Annotated in this window: 16 protein-coding genes; 6 read left to right on the top strand and 10 right to left on the bottom strand. The window is 68.4% G+C overall.

The genetic code is table 11. From position 1 onward, the window contains the following. Positions 1-8 precede the first annotated feature (8 nt). The 3 genes from ACFXIV_RS20275 (at position 9) to ACFXIV_RS20265 (ending at position 3072) form a co-directional block, all read left to right on the top strand. Positions 9-1556: a S1C family serine protease gene (locus ACFXIV_RS20275; protein ID WP_379393972.1), complete on the top strand. Its 1548-nt coding sequence runs from the start codon at positions 9-11 to the stop codon at positions 1554-1556. A gap of 182 nt (positions 1557-1738) precedes the next feature. Continuing rightward, positions 1739-2176 (top strand): Sec-independent protein translocase protein TatB, encoded by a 438-nt coding sequence (tatB, locus tag ACFXIV_RS20270; protein WP_379393970.1) that lies wholly within the window; start codon positions 1739-1741, stop codon positions 2174-2176. Positions 2177-2235: 59 nt separating this feature from the next. Beyond that, positions 2236-3072 carry a hypothetical protein gene (locus ACFXIV_RS20265; protein WP_354833617.1) on the top strand — a complete coding sequence of 279 codons (837 nt, stop codon included), beginning with the start codon at positions 2236-2238 and terminating at the stop codon, positions 3070-3072. Between the two features lie 89 nt (positions 3073-3161). Here ACFXIV_RS20265 and ACFXIV_RS20260 read toward each other — a convergent pair whose 3' ends face one another. The 6 genes from ACFXIV_RS20260 to dapE all read right to left on the bottom strand — a co-directional run bounded on the left by ACFXIV_RS20260 (position 3162) and on the right by dapE (position 9406). Beyond that, positions 3162-4085, bottom strand: coding sequence for a glucosyl-3-phosphoglycerate synthase (locus ACFXIV_RS20260; protein ID WP_379393968.1), 924 nt, complete (start codon positions 4083-4085; stop codon positions 3162-3164). Then, positions 4082-4957 carry a dihydropteroate synthase gene (gene folP, locus ACFXIV_RS20255; RefSeq protein WP_379393966.1) on the bottom strand — a complete coding sequence of 292 codons (876 nt, stop codon included), beginning with the start codon at positions 4955-4957 and terminating at the stop codon, positions 4082-4084. The genes ACFXIV_RS20260 and folP overlap by 4 nt, the downstream gene beginning before the upstream one ends. A gap of 74 nt (positions 4958-5031) precedes the next feature. Continuing rightward, positions 5032-6801 carry a long-chain-acyl-CoA synthetase gene (locus tag ACFXIV_RS20250; RefSeq protein ID WP_379393964.1) on the bottom strand — a complete coding sequence of 590 codons (1770 nt, stop codon included), beginning with the start codon at positions 6799-6801 and terminating at the stop codon, positions 5032-5034. Positions 6802-6885: 84 nt separating this feature from the next. Further along, entirely contained in the window at positions 6886-7437 is a 552-nt protein-coding gene (locus ACFXIV_RS20245; protein WP_379393962.1) for a TIGR00730 family Rossman fold protein, read from the bottom strand. Next, positions 7431-8234, bottom strand: coding sequence for a TIGR00730 family Rossman fold protein (locus tag ACFXIV_RS20240; RefSeq protein WP_379393960.1), 804 nt, complete (start codon positions 8232-8234; stop codon positions 7431-7433). The genes ACFXIV_RS20245 and ACFXIV_RS20240 overlap by 7 nt, the downstream gene beginning before the upstream one ends. A 68-nt stretch (positions 8235-8302) precedes the next feature. After that, the gene (gene dapE, locus ACFXIV_RS20235) at positions 8303-9406 is read right to left on the bottom strand and encodes a succinyl-diaminopimelate desuccinylase (RefSeq protein ID WP_379393958.1); all 1104 of its coding nucleotides are present in this window, start codon (positions 9404-9406) and stop codon (positions 8303-8305) included. A 109-nt stretch (positions 9407-9515) separates the two neighbouring features. On the opposite strand from dapE, the gene dapD reads away from it, so the two are divergent. Then, complete coding sequence (dapD, locus tag ACFXIV_RS20230) at positions 9516-10478, top strand: 2,3,4,5-tetrahydropyridine-2,6-dicarboxylate N-succinyltransferase (protein ID WP_379393956.1); 963 nt, start codon at positions 9516-9518, stop codon at positions 10476-10478. A gap of 59 nt (positions 10479-10537) precedes the next feature. Here dapD and ACFXIV_RS20225 read toward each other — a convergent pair whose 3' ends face one another. The 3 genes from ACFXIV_RS20225 to ACFXIV_RS20215 all read right to left on the bottom strand — a co-directional run bounded on the left by ACFXIV_RS20225 (position 10538) and on the right by ACFXIV_RS20215 (position 12769). Next, positions 10538-10852 carry a hypothetical protein gene (locus ACFXIV_RS20225; RefSeq protein ID WP_379393954.1) on the bottom strand — a complete coding sequence of 105 codons (315 nt, stop codon included), beginning with the start codon at positions 10850-10852 and terminating at the stop codon, positions 10538-10540. 104 nt (positions 10853-10956) lie between these two features. After that, on the bottom strand, positions 10957-11325 hold the full coding sequence (locus tag ACFXIV_RS20220) for a PPOX class F420-dependent oxidoreductase (protein ID WP_379393952.1): 369 nt from the start codon (positions 11323-11325) through the stop codon (positions 10957-10959). A gap of 34 nt (positions 11326-11359) precedes the next feature. Further along, a complete protein-coding gene (locus tag ACFXIV_RS20215; RefSeq protein ID WP_379394347.1) occupies positions 11360-12769 on the bottom strand; it encodes an acyl-CoA synthetase in 1410 nt (469 codons plus the stop codon). 133 nt (positions 12770-12902) lie between these two features. On the opposite strand from ACFXIV_RS20215, the gene ACFXIV_RS20210 reads away from it, so the two are divergent. Then, positions 12903-13757 (top strand): oxygenase MpaB family protein, encoded by an 855-nt coding sequence (locus ACFXIV_RS20210; RefSeq protein ID WP_379393950.1) that lies wholly within the window; start codon positions 12903-12905, stop codon positions 13755-13757. 13 nt (positions 13758-13770) lie between these two features. Here the strand turns inward: ACFXIV_RS20210 and ACFXIV_RS20205 are convergent, their stop codons facing one another. Continuing rightward, positions 13771-14403 carry a TetR/AcrR family transcriptional regulator gene (locus ACFXIV_RS20205; RefSeq protein ID WP_354833597.1) on the bottom strand — a complete coding sequence of 211 codons (633 nt, stop codon included), beginning with the start codon at positions 14401-14403 and terminating at the stop codon, positions 13771-13773. Positions 14404-14549: 146 nt separating this feature from the next. Between ACFXIV_RS20205 and ACFXIV_RS20200 the strand changes: the two genes are divergently transcribed. Next, complete coding sequence (locus ACFXIV_RS20200) at positions 14550-15413, top strand: oxygenase MpaB family protein (protein ID WP_379393948.1); 864 nt, start codon at positions 14550-14552, stop codon at positions 15411-15413. Positions 15414-15498 lie beyond the last annotated feature (85 nt).

The following is a 15498-nucleotide window of genomic DNA, read 5'->3' as shown; positions in this document are numbered from 1 at the left end:
TCCATAGCGTGACCACCGAATCGAAGAACACGGGCCCGGGGCCCGAGCGGGATGCGGTTTCCGATTCGGCGGCCAATCGGGGGAACCTGAGGCCGTCGGACGCACCGGTGCTGGGGCCGCGGCCGGTCCTGCGGCCACATGTGGACACCCATACCGCGCGTGCCTTCCGCCGCCCGAACGGTCAGCACGGCTCGTTCGCCGCGCGACCGAAGGGTGCCGCCGGGGTCGCGCCGCACGGGGATACCGAGATTCAGAATCGCCCGCCGGACGCGGTGCTGGCGGAGGCGTTCGGCCGTCCGGAGGGATCGACCGACCTGCTGCAGCGGGACCCGGAGGCAAAGACCGAGACGACCGCCCCGGCCGCGCCCGCCGATCCGTGGCGGGACCCGAATTCGGCCGCGCGCCTGGGCACTCCGGCCGTGGCGCAGGCCCGGCCGCAGGCGCTGACGCCCGGACCCAAGCTGGGTGCGCGGGAGGTGCTGTTCGGTGGCCGGGTGTCCTGGCAGGCGCTGGCACTGCTCGCGGTCATCGCGGCGGTCATCGGTTTGCTCGGCGGGTTCGTCGGGGCGTTCACCGGCTCGTCGGCCTCCGCGCTGACCTCACGCAAGGTGGCGCTGCAGTCCGCTCCCGCACCCAGCGAATCGCACAACCAGATCACCAAGGTGGTCAATGCCGTCATGCCCGCGGTGGTCACCGTCCGGGCGTGGCTGGGCGACACCGGATCCACAGGGTCGGGCGTGGTGATCGACGGGGCCGGCTACATCGTCACCAACAACCACGTGATCTCGCTGGCCGCCAATGACAAGTCGGGCAAGGCCAAGCTGGACGTGGTGTTCTCCGACGGCTCGCGGGTGCCGACCCAGATCGTGGGCCGCGACACCAAGTCGGACCTGGCGGTGCTCAAGGTCGACGTGAAGAACCTGTCGGTGATCCAGCTCGGCAATTCCAATGACGTGCAGGTCGGCGACGACGTGCTGGCCCTGGGTTCGCCGCTGGGCCTGGAGAAGACGGTCACCTCCGGCATCGTGTCGGCGCTGCACCGGCCGGTGAAGGTGGGCGGCGAGGGCACCGACACCGATGCCACCCTCGACGCCGTGCAGACCGACGCCGCCATCAACCACGGCAACTCCGGTGGCGCGCTGGTGGATATGCAGGGCCGGCTGATCGGCATCAACTCGGCCATCAAGTCCGAGAGCGGCGGTTCGGTGGGCCTGGGCTTCGCGATTCCGGTGGATCAGGTCAAGCGGATCTCACAGGCATTGATCCGCGACGGCTCGGTGCACCACCCGCGGCTGGGAGTCAGCGCCAAGACCAAGATCGTCGCCAATGACGTGATGAGCGGCGCGGCGGTGGCCGATGTGCAGGCCGGTAGCCCGGCGGCCAAGGCGGGCATCGTGGAGGGCGACGTGATCGTGAAGGTCGGCGATCGCGATGTGTCGGGTCCGGAGGAACTGACGGTTGCGGTGCAGTCGCACGAGATCGGGCAGACCGTGACGGTGCGCCTGATTCGCGACGGCCGCGAGGTCGATGTCCCGGTCACCCTGGAATCGGACTGATGGACACCACCTGAAAATCGGACTGATGGACACCAACTGAAAAATAGAACGACCCAGAGTTCGCGGCCCGCCCCGGTCTGGACTGACGGAGCGGGGGAGCGAAGCGGAGGAGCGGAGGAGGGAAGACCGGGGTAACAGGGCCGCGAACCGCCTGGAGCGAAGCGGAAGGCAAAATAGACACTGTGTTCAGCAATATCGGCTGGGGCGAGATGCTCATTCTGCTCGTCGCCGCACTTGTGATTCTGGGTCCGGAGCGTCTGCCCGGCGCCGTTCGCTGGACCGCGCACGCTCTCAAACAGGCGCGCGATTACGCTACCGGCGCGACTCAGCAATTGCGCAGTGAGCTCGGCCCGGAATTCGACGAGATCCGGAAACCGTTGGAGCAGTTGAACGAACTGCGCAGTATGAATCCGCGATCCATGGTCACCAAACACCTGCTCGACGGGGACGATTCGATCCTGAACAGCTTCAATGACCTGACCAGTTTCGACAAGCCGGTGAGCTCCCCGAACAGCGGAAACGGTTACACCAACAGCGGATCCGGCCCGGTTTCGATGCCGAAGGAACAAAAACCGCTGGAGCGCAACGAACGTCCGCCGGTGGATCCGGACGCCACTTGAGATCAAATATGTCGAGCGTACTTGACGCATGATGCTGTCCAGCTATCTAGACTGCGCACATGTCGGCCGACGAGGTGGCCCGGGTATTCGCGATCGAGGACAAGGTCGAACGCCTGAAAGCCGCCACCGAAGGCGTGGCAGCCGCGCAGCAGCAGATCAATGAGCTGACTCGCATCCGCCGCGCCGTCATCCGCGAACTGCATGCCGAGGGCTGGACGTTCGCGAGAATAGGTGCGGCCGCGGGACTTTCCCGCGCCCGCATTCACCAGGTGAGTACTCAAGGGCCAGTACCGGAAGGTTTGTTCTTCGGGCACGGGCCGCTCACCATCCTCACCCCGGACGTTCGCAGCACGACGCGCGCCATCGCCCTCGTGGGTGCGCCCGATGCCGCGGCGCCGCACCGGCTGGTCGAGCTACTGCGGGAACTCGGCTTCACCGCCAATGTCCAGCGCTTCCTGCCGGGCCGTCCACTCGACCTCGACCGGGACGGCCTGATCGTGCTCGGCGGGCCCGAATTGTCGCCCAGTCTGCGGTATCTCGTGGCCGCGGACCCGCGCCTGCGCCGCACGGTGGCGCGCGCCGGGCGGGTACGCCGGGGCATCGAGGACCGGGCCGCCCGCCGCGTCTACCGCCCGGGCGGCACCGAGCCCTACGACATCGCCTACCTGGCCCGCCTCCCCCGCCCGGACGGCAAGGGCAGCGTGCTGGTCATCGACGGCCTGCACCCGCCCGCCTCGCTGGGCGCGATCCGGTTGCTGGCAACCAGACTCGCGACCCTGCACGAGCGCGCGAGCACCCATCCGTTCTCGGCGGTGGTCGGTGTCCGGTACGACCGCTCCACCGGCGAACCGATCGAGGCCGACCTGCTGACGCCGATCTACCGCCACGACCGCTAGCCGGATCCATGGCCGACATGATGGCGCGCAACGGAATCCAGCGAGGTGGCGCGGGCGAGGGCAGTGCGCCGCCGCCCGGCCCCTCGCGGTCAGGCGGCAGCCTCCTCCGGGCGGAGGGTGTTCATCGGGGGTCGGTCGGCCAGCGAGACTTCGGTGGCGTGGGCGATGAATTCGCCTGCGACCATGGGGAACTGGGTCAGGGCCGCGCCGGAGTCCTGAATTCCGCTGCGGCCCAGGACGGTGCCCAGGATCTGGCGGCTCATGACGCCCAGGTCGGCCAGCGGGCGATTGCGATGCTGGCGGACGCCGAGATTGACCTGGCCGATGCTGGACAGGCCCAGCATGTCGTAAGTGTCGAGCAGCAGCCCGATTTCGACGCCGTAGCCCGGCGCGAACGGTACCGAGGTGAGCAGTTCGCGGGTACCGGCGTACTCACCGCCCAAGGGCTGCAGCACATTCGACAGTTCGGGCCGCAGCGCGGCCAGCAGCGGGCGGGCCACCAGTTCGGTGACGCGGCCGCCGCCGTGGTGGTCCACCGATTCGCCGGTGCGCAGCGGGCGGCGGTAGTACGCCTTGACCAGGTGCATGCCGTCGACGGTGAGCAGCGGGCCCAGCAGCCTGGGGACGAAGTTGGGGTCGGGGTCGATGAGGTCGGAGTCCACGAAGGCGATGATGTCGCCGCTGGTGACCGCCAGCGAGCGCCACAGGCATTCGCCCTTGCCGGGTACGGGGTCGAGTTCGGGGACGGCTTGTTCGCGGGTCACCACGGTGGCTCCGGCCGCCTGTGCACGGGCGGCGGTGGCGTCGGTGGACCCGGAGTCGAGGACGACGAGTTCGTCCACCAGCGTGCCGAGCAGGGGCCGGATGCTGGCCACCACGGCGGCGACGGTGGCTTCCTCGTTGAGGGCGGGCAGCACCACCGAGACGGTGCGGTCGCCCTTGGCGGCGGTGAGTTCCGCCACCGTCCAGTCGGGGCTGTCGAAGGTGTTGGTGTTCACCCAGTCTGTTTTCATGCGAGACCTCGCAGGGTACGGGCGGGTGGGCGGTGACCCTGGATGGCGGCGATCATGTCCACCACCCGGCGGGTATGAGCCACCTCGTGCACTCGAAAGACGCGAGCACCCGCGGCGGCCGACCAAGCAGTCGCTGCCAATGTGCCCTCCAATCGTTCGGACAGCTCGACGACACCAAGAGTCTCTCCGATGAAATCCTTATTGCTCAGCGCCATCAAGACGGGCCATCCGGTTTTCACAAGAACGTCTATCGCACGCAACAATTCGAGCCCGTGATAGGTGTTTTTGCCGAAATCATGGGTCGGATCGATCAAAATCGAGTCCTTGGCCACCCCTGCCGCCGCAGCATTTTCGGCCGCGGCCACCACCGTCTCGGTGACCTGGGTCACCACATCCGTGTACCGGACCCGGTGCGGACGGGTCCGCGGAATCGCACCCCCGGTGTGTGAGCACACAATTCCTACGCCCAGTTCGGCGGCGACGCCGACCAGATCCGGGTCCGCCCCCGCCCAGGTGTCGTTGATCAGATCCGCGCCCTCGGCGACCGCGGCCCGGGCCACGTCGGCACGCCAGGTGTCCACACTGATGAGCAGATCCGGGTAGCGCTCGCGGATGGCCGCCACGAACGGCACCACCCGGCGGGCCTCCTCGACGTTGTCCACCTCGGCGCCCGGACCGGCCTTGACCCCGCCGATATCGACCAGATCCGCGCCCTCGGCGACGGCCCGGTCGACGGCCCGCATAGCGGCCTCGTCGCTGAACGTCGCGCCTCGGTCATAGAAGGAGTCCGGCGTCCGGTTCACGATCGCCATGACAAGCGCCCGATCCGTCGCCACCGGCTTCCCGCACAATGTCGGCAACGGCGCACACATGCCCTCGACTGTACCGAGGGCTGTGGCACCGCTGCTGGGCAGCCGACCGGAACCGGGCTCCGACCGGCTGCTGTTCAGTTGCCGGGCGCGCGCCCCGCGGCGACGTCGGCGGCGTATTCGGAGTACGCGGGAACGTAGCCCTCGGTGCGGCCCGCGAGGACGTAGAGGGTGCTCTCGTCGTCGGGGGTGTAGCCCTGCTTGCGCAGTTCCACCTTCCGGTTCTTGAAGGTGGAGGTCTGCTCCAGCTCCGGCACCACGCGGATGAACAGCGGCACGGCGTAGGTCGGCAGATGGTCGTAGAGCACCTTGGCGGCGACCTTGCCGTCGAAGTGCCCACCCTCGTGCAGCGTCACCGCGGCCATGCCCGCCTTGCCGTCGGTGCCCGGGATGTCGACGCCGAAAACGACCGCCTGCGTGACGGAGTCGATGCCGTCGAAGGCGCCCTCGACCTCGGTGGTGGCGACGTTCTCGCCCTTCCAGCGGAAGGTGTCGCCGAGGCGGTCCACGAACGCGATGTGGCCCCAGCGCTGGTCGCGCACCAGGTCCCCGGTGTCGAACCAGCAGTCGCCCGGCTCGAAACCGTCTCGCACGAGCTTGGATTCGGTGGCGGAGGCGTCGGTGTAGCCGTCGAAGGGCGAGCTCGTGGTGACCTTGGCGAGCAGCAGCCCGACCCCGCCCGGCGGCACCCGGCGCAGGCGGCCGTCCGGGTGGCGCAACGCCCTGCCGGTGGCGTCGTCGTATTCGACGATGGCGAAGGGCAGCGGGGTGAAGCCGGCGGTCCGGGCAACCGAGAAGGCGTTGATGAAGGCGACGTTTCCCTCACTGGCCCCGTAGAACTCGACGATCCGCTCGATGCCGAAGCGCTGCTGGAACTCGTCCCAGAGCTCGGACCGCAGGCCGTTGCCGACGCAGAGCCGGACGGTGTGCGCGCGGTCGGCGGGCTTGGCCGGCTGATTGAGCAGGTAGCGGCACAGCTCACCGATGTAGATGAAGGCGGTGGCCTGACTGGCGATGGCCTCGTCCCAGAAGCGGGTGGCCGAGAACTTCCGGCCCAGCGCGAAGGTCGCACCGCCCGCGATCACCGAGGACAGCGCCACCGTGAGCGCGTTGTTGTGGTACAGCGGCAGACAGCAGTACAGCGTGTCCCGGCCGTCGAGCCGGACGCCGAGCCCGCCGATGCCGGCCATGGACTTGGTCCAGCGCAGGTGGGTCATGACGCTGGCCTTGGGCAGCCCGGTGGTGCCGGAGGTGAAGATCAGGTAGGCGCGTTCCTTGGCGGTGATCTGTTCGGTCACAGCGGGATTCGAGGCGTCGGCGGTGCGGGCCTCGGCGGCCAGCTGCTCGGACCAGAGCAGGGCGGGCCGGGCCTCGGTGAGGGTGTCGAGGGCATCGGCGCACTCCTCACCGATCACGTCGAGCACCGAGTTCAGCAGCCCGAAGCTGTGCTGCAGCACCACGTCCCGCTGATTGTGGTTGAGCAGGCCCGCGGTGGCGCCGAGTTTCACGGTGGCGAGCACGGTGAACAGCGCCTCGGCGCGATTGACCATCAGGATGCCGACCACGTCGCCGCGCTCGACCCCGTGCGCGGCGAGCACCTTCGCGTACCGGTTGACCTCGGAGTTGGCCTCGCCCCAGGTGTACACGCGCCCTTCGAATTTCAGGAAGGGCCGGTCCGGGTGCCTGGCCGCGCCGCGCTGGAAGAACAGCCCGATGGACGCCTTGTCGCCGGATTTCACCAGCATGTGCACGACATTGCGGAGCATGCCGGGGGCCTGCATCGCCATGCCGGGCAGACCGCGGACCAGGTCGAGCAGGCTCACCGTCGAACGGACATCGGTATTCACTTCGCTGTGCTCCTCGCGCTCACGTCCCCCGATGCCCACCCTTACCGATTCGCCCGATCTTGTCGAGTGAAACCAGCTGGTTTCTCAACGGCCGGGGCGCAGCGCCTCGAACGCGGAGTCGAAGTCCTTGGTCACCAGCACCCGATCGATCGCTTCGCGGCCCGTGTACCCGCGCAGCCGCAGCCCCTCGACCCACTTGAACAGGCCCGCGTAGTGGTCCTGCGGATCGAGCACCACCACCGGCTTGGCATGCACGCCCAGGTAGGCCCCGGTCCAGGTCTCGAAGAGTTCCTCGAGCGTGCCGATGCCGCCGGGCAGCGTCAGGAAGGCGTCGGCGCGGTCGTCCATGACCTGTTTACGCTCGCGCATGGTGTCGGTGACGATCAGCTCGTCGGCGTCGGTGTCGGCGACCTCGCGGTGCACCAGCTTCTTGGGGATCACCCCGACGGTCCTGGCCCCGGCGGCCCGGGCCGCCTGCGCGACCGCGCCCATCATGGACACATTGCCGCCGCCGGACACCAATTGCCAACCGCGACGGCCGATCTCGTCGCCCACCCGGGTGGCCAGATCGAGCGCCACCGGATCGTCCACGCTGGCCGAGCAGTACACGCAGACCGCGTAGGCGGTGCTCACCACTGATCCTCCACGCCCGCCTCGTCCAGCTCGCGGCGCGCGTGCGCGGCCTCCACCACGATCCGCACCACCTCGTCCACGCTGTCCGTGATGTGCAGCAGCCCCAGGTCGCCGGGGGCGACCTTGGCCGTGCCGAGCAGCGAGTCGCGCATCCAATCCATCAGTCCCGCCCAGTATTTGGTGCCGAACAGGATGATCGGGAAGCGGGTGATCTTGCGGGTCTGCACCAGGGTCAGCGCCTCGAACAGTTCGTCGAGGGTGCCGAAACCGCCGGGCAGGCAGACGAATGCCTGGGCGTACTTCACGAACATGGTCTTGCGCGCGAAGAAGTACCGGAAATTGATGCCGAGGTCGACCCACTCGTTGAGGTGCTGCTCGAAGGGCAGCTCGATACCGAGACCGATGGAGTATCCGCCCGCCTCCGACGCGCCCCGGTTGGCCGCCTCCATGGCGCCCGGTCCGCCGCCGGTGATGACCGCGAAACCGGCTCGGGCCAAGGCACTTCCGATGGCCATGCCGGCCTGGTACTCGGCCGACTCGGCGGGGGTGCGGGCGGAGCCGAAGACCGCCACCGCGGCCGGCGCCTCCGCCAAAGCGCCGAAGCCCTCGACGAATTCGGCCTGGATGCGCAATACACGCCAGGGGTCGGTGTGCACCCAGTCGGCCGGCCCGCGCTCGTCCAGCAGATGCTGATCGGTGGTGCCTATCCCCTTCTTGCGATCCCGCCGCAGCATGATCGGCCCGCGGAATCGTGGCGTCTTAGGCGAACGCACACCCTCGTACTCGGCGTCAGCAGACATGCAGCCAACCGTACAGGGAGCGGGTGACCCCCGCCGGTCGCTCGATCAGCGGGGTGTTGAACAACTGCTCAGTCTTTGGCGCCGGTGAGGTAACTGCGCAGCATCGACGTCACCTGGGTGATCTGGTCGACGGGCAGATGCTCGTCGCGCTTGTGGGCCAGATTCGGGTCGCCCGGGCCGAAATTGACCGCGGGGATGCCGCGGGCGGCGAACCGCGAGACATCTGTCCAGCCGTACTTGGCGCGGACGCCGCCGCTGCCGTGCACGTGCGCGATCTCGATGAGGTCCTTGGCGGCAGGATTGGACAGGCCGGGCAGGGCGCCGGGCGCGCCGTCGGTGCGCTCGAAATCCAGTTCCAGACCGGCGAATACCTCACGCACGTGCTCGGTGGCCTGGTCCAGGGTGCGGTCGGGGGCGAAGCGGAAGTTCACGTCCACGGTGGCCACGTCCGGCACCACATTGCCGGCCACGCCGCCCTCGATGCGGACCGCGGACAGGCCCTCGCGGTAGGTGCAGCCGTCGATCTCGACCGCGCGCGCCCGGTAGCGGGCCAGCCGCTCCAGGATCGGGGCGAGACGGTGAATGGCGTTGTCCCCCAGCCAGGCTCGCGCGGTGTGCGCACGCACGCCGGAGGTGGTCAGCCGCACCCGCAGGGTGCCCTGGCAGCCCGCCTCGATCCAGCCGCCGGAGGGCTCGCCGAGAATGGCCAGATCGCCCGCGAGCCACTCGGGCAGTTCGCGTTCGATACGGCCCAGGCCGTTGAACTCGGCCGCGATCTCCTCGCAGTCGTAGAAGATCAGTGTCAGGTCGTGGACCGGATCGGCCACGGTGGCCGCCAGGTGCAGGAAGACCGCGTCACCGGACTTCATGTCGACGCTGCCGCAACCCCACAGCTGCCGTTCGCCGTCCGCGGTGGTCTCGAAGTGGCCGGGGACATTGTCGGCGATGGGCACGGTGTCCAGATGTCCGGCGAGAATGACGCGAGTGGGCAGCCCCCGATTGGTGCGCGCCAGCACGGTATTGCCGTGCCGCAGGATTTCGAATCCGGTGGTCTGTTCGTGCAGCGCCGTTTCGACGATGTCGGCGATGACCTTCTCGTTCTTCGACACGCTCGGAATGTCCACGAGCGCGGCGGTGAGTGAAATGGGGTCGGCACTCAGATCGATGGTCACTTGATCCACCATAAAGGAGGAATAACCTCCGCTCTTCGCACGGCCGCTGCGTTGGCACAAATCGGCACCGCATGCGTTATGAATTCACAGCCCGGTAACGTAGGGGGACGTGAGTACACAGGGAGCATCTGCAGTCGGCCTAGCCACCATCACCGTCAACGGCACAGTCCTGGACACCTGGTACCCGTATCCCAGCCTCGGGACCTTCTCCGCCGACGAGGTCGGCACCGTCCGGCTCGACGCCTCGGATCCCGAATTCGCGAAGTTCGCCGCGTCGGTCGGCACGGACGAGGCACGCCGCGTGGAGGTCGTCGCGGTGCGCACCGTCATCGCCGATCTGGCCGCCGCGCCGATCGACACGCACGACGCCTACCTGCGTCTGCACCTGATCTCGCACCGGCTGATCCGCCCACACGGCGCGAATCTGGACGGCATCTTCGGCCTGCTGGCCAATGTGGTGTGGACCAACCACGGCCCCTGCTCCAACGAGGAATTCGAGCTGACCCGGCTGAAGCTGCACGCCCGCGGCCAGGTCACCGTGTACGGCGTGGACAAGTTCCCGCGCCTGGTCGACTACGTACTGCCGTCGGGGGTGCGCATCGCCGACGCCGACCGGGTGCGGCTGGGCGCGCACCTGGCCTCGGGCACCACGGTCATGCACGAGGGCTTCGTCAACTTCAATGCCGGCACGCTCGGCAATTCCATGGTGGAGGGCCGGATCTCGGCCGGTGTGGTGGTCGGCGACGGCTCCGACGTCGGCGGCGGCGCGTCCATCATGGGCACCCTGTCCGGCGGCGGCAAGCAGGTCATCTCGCTCGGTGAGCGCTGCCTGCTGGGTGCGAACTCGGGCCTGGGCATCTCGCTCGGCGACGACTGCGTGGTGGAGGCGGGCCTGTACGTCACCGCCGGCACCAAGGTCGCGCTGCCGGACGGCGCGGTCGTGAAGGCCGGTGAGCTGTCGGGCAAGTCGAACCTGCTGTTCATCCGCAACTCGCTGACCGGCGCGGTCGAGGTCCGGCCCCGCAAGGGCACCGGCATCGAGCTGAACGCGGCGCTGCACGCCAACGACTGACTCCAGTGCCGCGAAAACCCCTGCCGGCTTGCGCCGCAGGGGTTTTCGTCATTTCGCGCTCAGTGGTAGAGGCCGCACCAGGGCGCCGCGGAGCCGTCCATGACGGGGAACGGGATGCCGCCGGAGTTGCACTGGCCCGACCCGGTCTGGAACGCCTTGATGAGGTTCGACGAGCCGGTGGACGACGGGTCGAAGGATCCGGTGCCGGTGGGCCCGGTGTTCACCGAGCCGGTGCCGGTGGTGCCGGCGATCTGCTCGGCCGGCTGCTGCATGGGGGTGAGGGGCAGCGCATCGGCGGTGGCCGCGGCGGCGGGAGCGAGCAGGCCGGCGAAGACGGCGGCGGCCGCCACGGTGGTGCGCAGAGAGGTGTGCATCGAGCGAATCTCCTTGGGAACGTGACTATTTCGCTTCACGTAAGCTAGAGGTTCGCTCATGGACCCGACGAGACCCCGAAACCTCCGGCACCGGAACTCCGGTGTCAGAGGCCGAAGGCGATGACCCGTTCGGGGGTGATGCGGATCAGCTCCGGGGACAGGCCCGGGTACCACGGCTCCACGTCCCGCAACGCCTGCGCGGTGCCGCGGATTTCGAGGCACCGCACCGTCCAGGGATCGACGGAGGGGACGTCGTCGACCACGAAGGCGACCCGCTCCTCCTTCAGCAGATTGCGGAACTTCTGGCTCGCGCCCAGATCGCGTCCACCGATGTCGATGGTGCCCAGGGCCGGGTTGTAGCGGAAGCCCACCGGATTGTTCTGCGGTGAGCCGTCGGGACGGATGGTGGCCAGCCGCCCCAGTCGCTGGCTGTTCAGGTACTCGATCTGGGCGGGCGACAGAGATGCGGTCATACCGATTACGGTAGGACCTCGAGTGCACTCGAGGTCAAGACAGCAGTTTCTTCTGGACCTTGCCCATGGCATTGCGCGGCAGGCCGTCCACCACGCGCACCTCGCGTGGCCGCTTGTGCGCCGAAAGTTCGCCCGCCACATGGGCGATGAGCTCGTCGGCGATCGCCGCGCCCGCCCCGGGGCGGAGCACGACATAGGCGACGATGCGCTGCCCCAGATCGTCGTCGGGGACGCCGACGACCGCGGTCTCGGCCACCGCCGGATGCCCCAGCAGCGCGGTCTCGATCTCGCCCGCGCCGATGCGGTAGCCGCCGGACTTGATCAGGTCCACCGATTCCCGGCCCACGATGCGGTGGAAGCCCTCGGCGTCGATGACCGCCACGTCGCCGGTCCGGAACCAGCCGTCGGCGGTGAAGTTCTCGGCGGTGACCTCCGGCTTGTTCAGATAGCCGTCGAAGAGCATGGGGCCGCGCACCTGGAGTCCGCCGACGCTCTCCCCGTCGTGCGGCACCGGGTCGCCCTCCTCGTCGCGCAGCCGGGTCTCGACGCCCGCCACCGGGGTGCCGACCCAGCCCGGGCGGCGTTCCCCGTCGGGCCGGGTGGAGAGGGTGATCATGGTTTCGCTCATGCCGTAGCGCTCGATCGGGGCGTGCCCGGTGAGCTCGGCGAGCCGCTCGAACACCGGCACGGGCAGCGGCGCGCTGCCGGAGATCAGGATCCGCGCCTTCGCCAATTCCCGTGCGGCATCGGGATCTTCGGTGATTCGCGACCACACGGTGGGCACGCCGAAGTACATGGTGCCGTGCGCGTCGGCGTACGCCTTCGGGGTGGGCTTGCCGGTGTGGACGAGCGGACTGCCGGCCCGCAGCGGGCCCAGCACGCCGAGGATCAGGCCGTGCACGTGGAACAGCGGAAGGCCGTGCACCAGAACATCTTTCGAGGTCCAGCCCCACGCCTCGATGAGCGCGTCCAGGCCCGCCGCGATGGCGTCGCGACTGAGCATCACGCCCTTCGGCGCGCCGGTGGTACCGGAGGTGTAGAGGATGAAAGCCGTTGCCTTCCCGGCGGGTTCGGCGTATCGATGCCAGGACCGCGCGTGCTTGCGCACCGGGATCACCGGCAGGTCGGAGCCCTCGGGAGCCTTGCCCAGCCAGGCCTGCGCACCCGAATCCCGCAGGATGTGCGCCAGTTCCGCGCTACCCGAGTCCGGCGGCACCGGCACCACGGTCACCCCGGCGATCAGGCAGCCCACCACGGCGAGCACGGTGGTGACGGTCGGTTCGGCCAGCACGGCCACCCGGCGCGCCTGGGCCACGCGTTCGGCGACGGAGGTGGCCGCGCCGAGCAGATCACTGCGCGACAAGGTCTCCCCGTCGATGGTGACGGCATCCGGGATATCGGCTCCGGCGGCGATGGCGGCCGGGTTCAACGAGCTCAGCAACAGCGGCGACACAGGCCCACGCTACCGGAGCCGCTCGGCAACGAATCGCTTGCGAACCCGCCGAGCCGGTTGACAGGCGACCCGAGTGGGTAAGAAAGTTTCTATATAACTTTCTCACCCGAGGATGTGGTCGACGATGACCAGGCCGCTGCCCGACCGGTTCGAATCCGCAGCCCCCGCACCGGAGATCGACGTCCGCCGCTACCTGGACGGTGCGGCAGGCTTCTTCGGCGCGGCGGCGAACGTGATCATGCAGCTCTCCCACCCGCCGGTCGGCTACGGCGTGGTGGAGAGCCCGGTGGAATCCGGGAACGTCATGGTCCATCCCCTCAAACGGCTGCGCACCACCCTCACCTACCTGGCCGTGGCCCTGCTGGGCACCGAGGAAGACCGTGCGGCCTATCGGGAGGCCGTCGATTCCGTACACAAGTACGTCCGGTCCCGCACGAGCAGCACCGTGAAGTACAACGCCTTCGATCCCCGGCTGCAGCTCTGGGTCGCGGCCTGCCTGTACTGGGGTGCGCGTGATCTCTACGAGCGCATGCACGGACCCATGGCCGACTACGACGCCGACGCCTTCTACCTCCACGCCGCAAGGCTCGGCACCACGCTGCAGGTGCGCCCGGACATGTGGCCCGCCGATCGCGCCGCCTTCGACCTCTATTGGGACGAGAACCTCGCGAAGACCCGCATCGACCCCAAGATCCGGGCCTACTTCGAGGATCTCATCGACCTGAAGATGCTGCCCCGCCCGTTCCAGCGGGCCTTCGGCGGCGTACACCGCTTCTTCGTGACCGGCCTGCTGCCACAGCATCTCCGCGACGAGATGGGCATGACCTGGACGCCGCGGCAGGACCGCGCGCTGGCCCGGATGCTGCGGCTGGCAGGTGCGGCCGAATCGGTCGTGCCGCGGTCATTGCGAGCCTTCCCGCTGAACGTCTATCTCACGGATATGCGTCTGCGGCGCAGGCTGGGCCTGCGGCTGGTGTGAAACCCGGTGCGGGTCAGAGGATCCGGAATCCGGGAATGATGTGGTCGCGAGCGAACTGCCGCAGCGCGACAGGATCGTCGAGCGGAATGACCGTCTGCGGCGTCAGCGCCAGCGACAGCGCCGCGCGGGCGATCATCTCGGCCAGCGGCAGCGGATCGTATTGCGGCAGTTTGCCTTCCGCCTGCAGGCGGGCGATGAACTCGGCAAGGTAATCGCGGCCGAGTTCGATGACCGGCGCCCCCTGCACGGTCAGATAGGGCAGCACCACCTCGGGCTCGGTCTTGAGCAGGCGGCCCAGCAGCTGATTGCCGCGCAGACCCTCGATGAACGCGATGAACAGGACGGTGATCTGTTCCTCGGCGCTGGCGTCGCGTTCGACCGGAACCTGCACCGCGGCGTCGATGTCCTCGACGAGCTGGCGGGCCTGACGCAGGCCGACGGCCTGGATGAGGTCGTTCTTGCCCGCGAAGCGACGGTAGAGGGTGGCCAGCGACAGCCCGCCACGGCGGGCGACCTCCACCATGCTGGTGCGTTTGATGCCGAAGTCCAGGAACGCCATGAGTGCGGCATCGAGGACCTTGGCCTGGTTGTGATCCTCGGGGCCGGATCCGCGGACGAGCGGCAGCAGTTTGGCCAGTTTGGCCATGGTCCGGACCCTTTCCGGTCGCAAAGAAACGGTGAGGCACTAATCTTCGCACATTGACATGACCACCTCGCGGTGAGAAGGTGAGGAACGAAATTTCTCACACTCTCCTCATGGGCGAGGAGTGACGACGAGGAGCCGAGTCGACGATGACCGCCCCCCTGCGCAAGTTCGACGAGTTCCCGCCGGCCTACGAGCCGATGACCCCGGAATCCGTGCGTGAGCACATCGACGGCGTCGCGGCCTTCCTCGGCGGCGCGGCCAATGTCGTCATGCAGCTGTCACTGAAACCCGTCGCGTACGGCGTCATGGAGAGCGACGTCGACAGTGGCAAGGTGACGCTGCACCCGATCAAGCGGCTGCGCACCACCCTCACCTATCTGTCGGTCGCGCTGCTCGGGAACGAGGATGACCGCCGCGACTACCGCGAGGCGGTGAACCGCTCGCACCGCAGCGTCCACTCCAAGCCCGGCAGCGCGGTCAAGTACAACGCCTTCGACCCCAAGCTGCAGCTGTGGGTGGCGGCCTGCCTCTACTGGGGCGTCGACGACCTCTACCACCGCATGCGCGGCCCCATGAATCCCGAACTGGCGGAAGCCTTCTACCAGTACTGCGCGCGGCTGGGCACCACCCTGCAGATGCGCCCCGAGATGTGGCCCGCCACCCGCGACGAGTTCTACGCGTACTGGGAGGAGAACCTCGCGACCAAGTCGATCGACGGTCCCACCCGCAAGTACTTCAACGACCTCACTGATCTGAAGATGCTGCCCTGGCCCCTGCAGATCACCCTGGGCGGACTGCACCGCTTCATCGTCACCGCCCTGCTCCCCCCGCACCTGCGCGAGGAGATGGCCATGACCTGGTCCGCCCGCGACGAGCGCATCTTCGCCGGCTTCCTGCGCCTGATCTCCGCGATCTGGACCCGCATGCCCACCCCGATCCGCCTGTTCCCCTACAACTTCTACCTCGCCGACATGCGCCTCCGCCGCCGCCTCGGCCGCCCCCTGGTCTGAACCAACTCTCGGACTCTCAGGGGTTTCACCCTGAAACCCCGTCCGGAGGAGGGCCGCACGCTCGAGTGTGCGGCCCTGGCGCGCG

The organism is Nocardia sp. NPDC059236, assembly GCF_042754085.1.
Lineage (GTDB): Bacteria > Actinomycetota > Actinomycetes > Mycobacteriales > Mycobacteriaceae > Nocardia.
The sequence above is the reverse complement of the archived record's forward strand: the minus strand, read 5'-3'. Positions and strand labels throughout refer to the sequence as shown.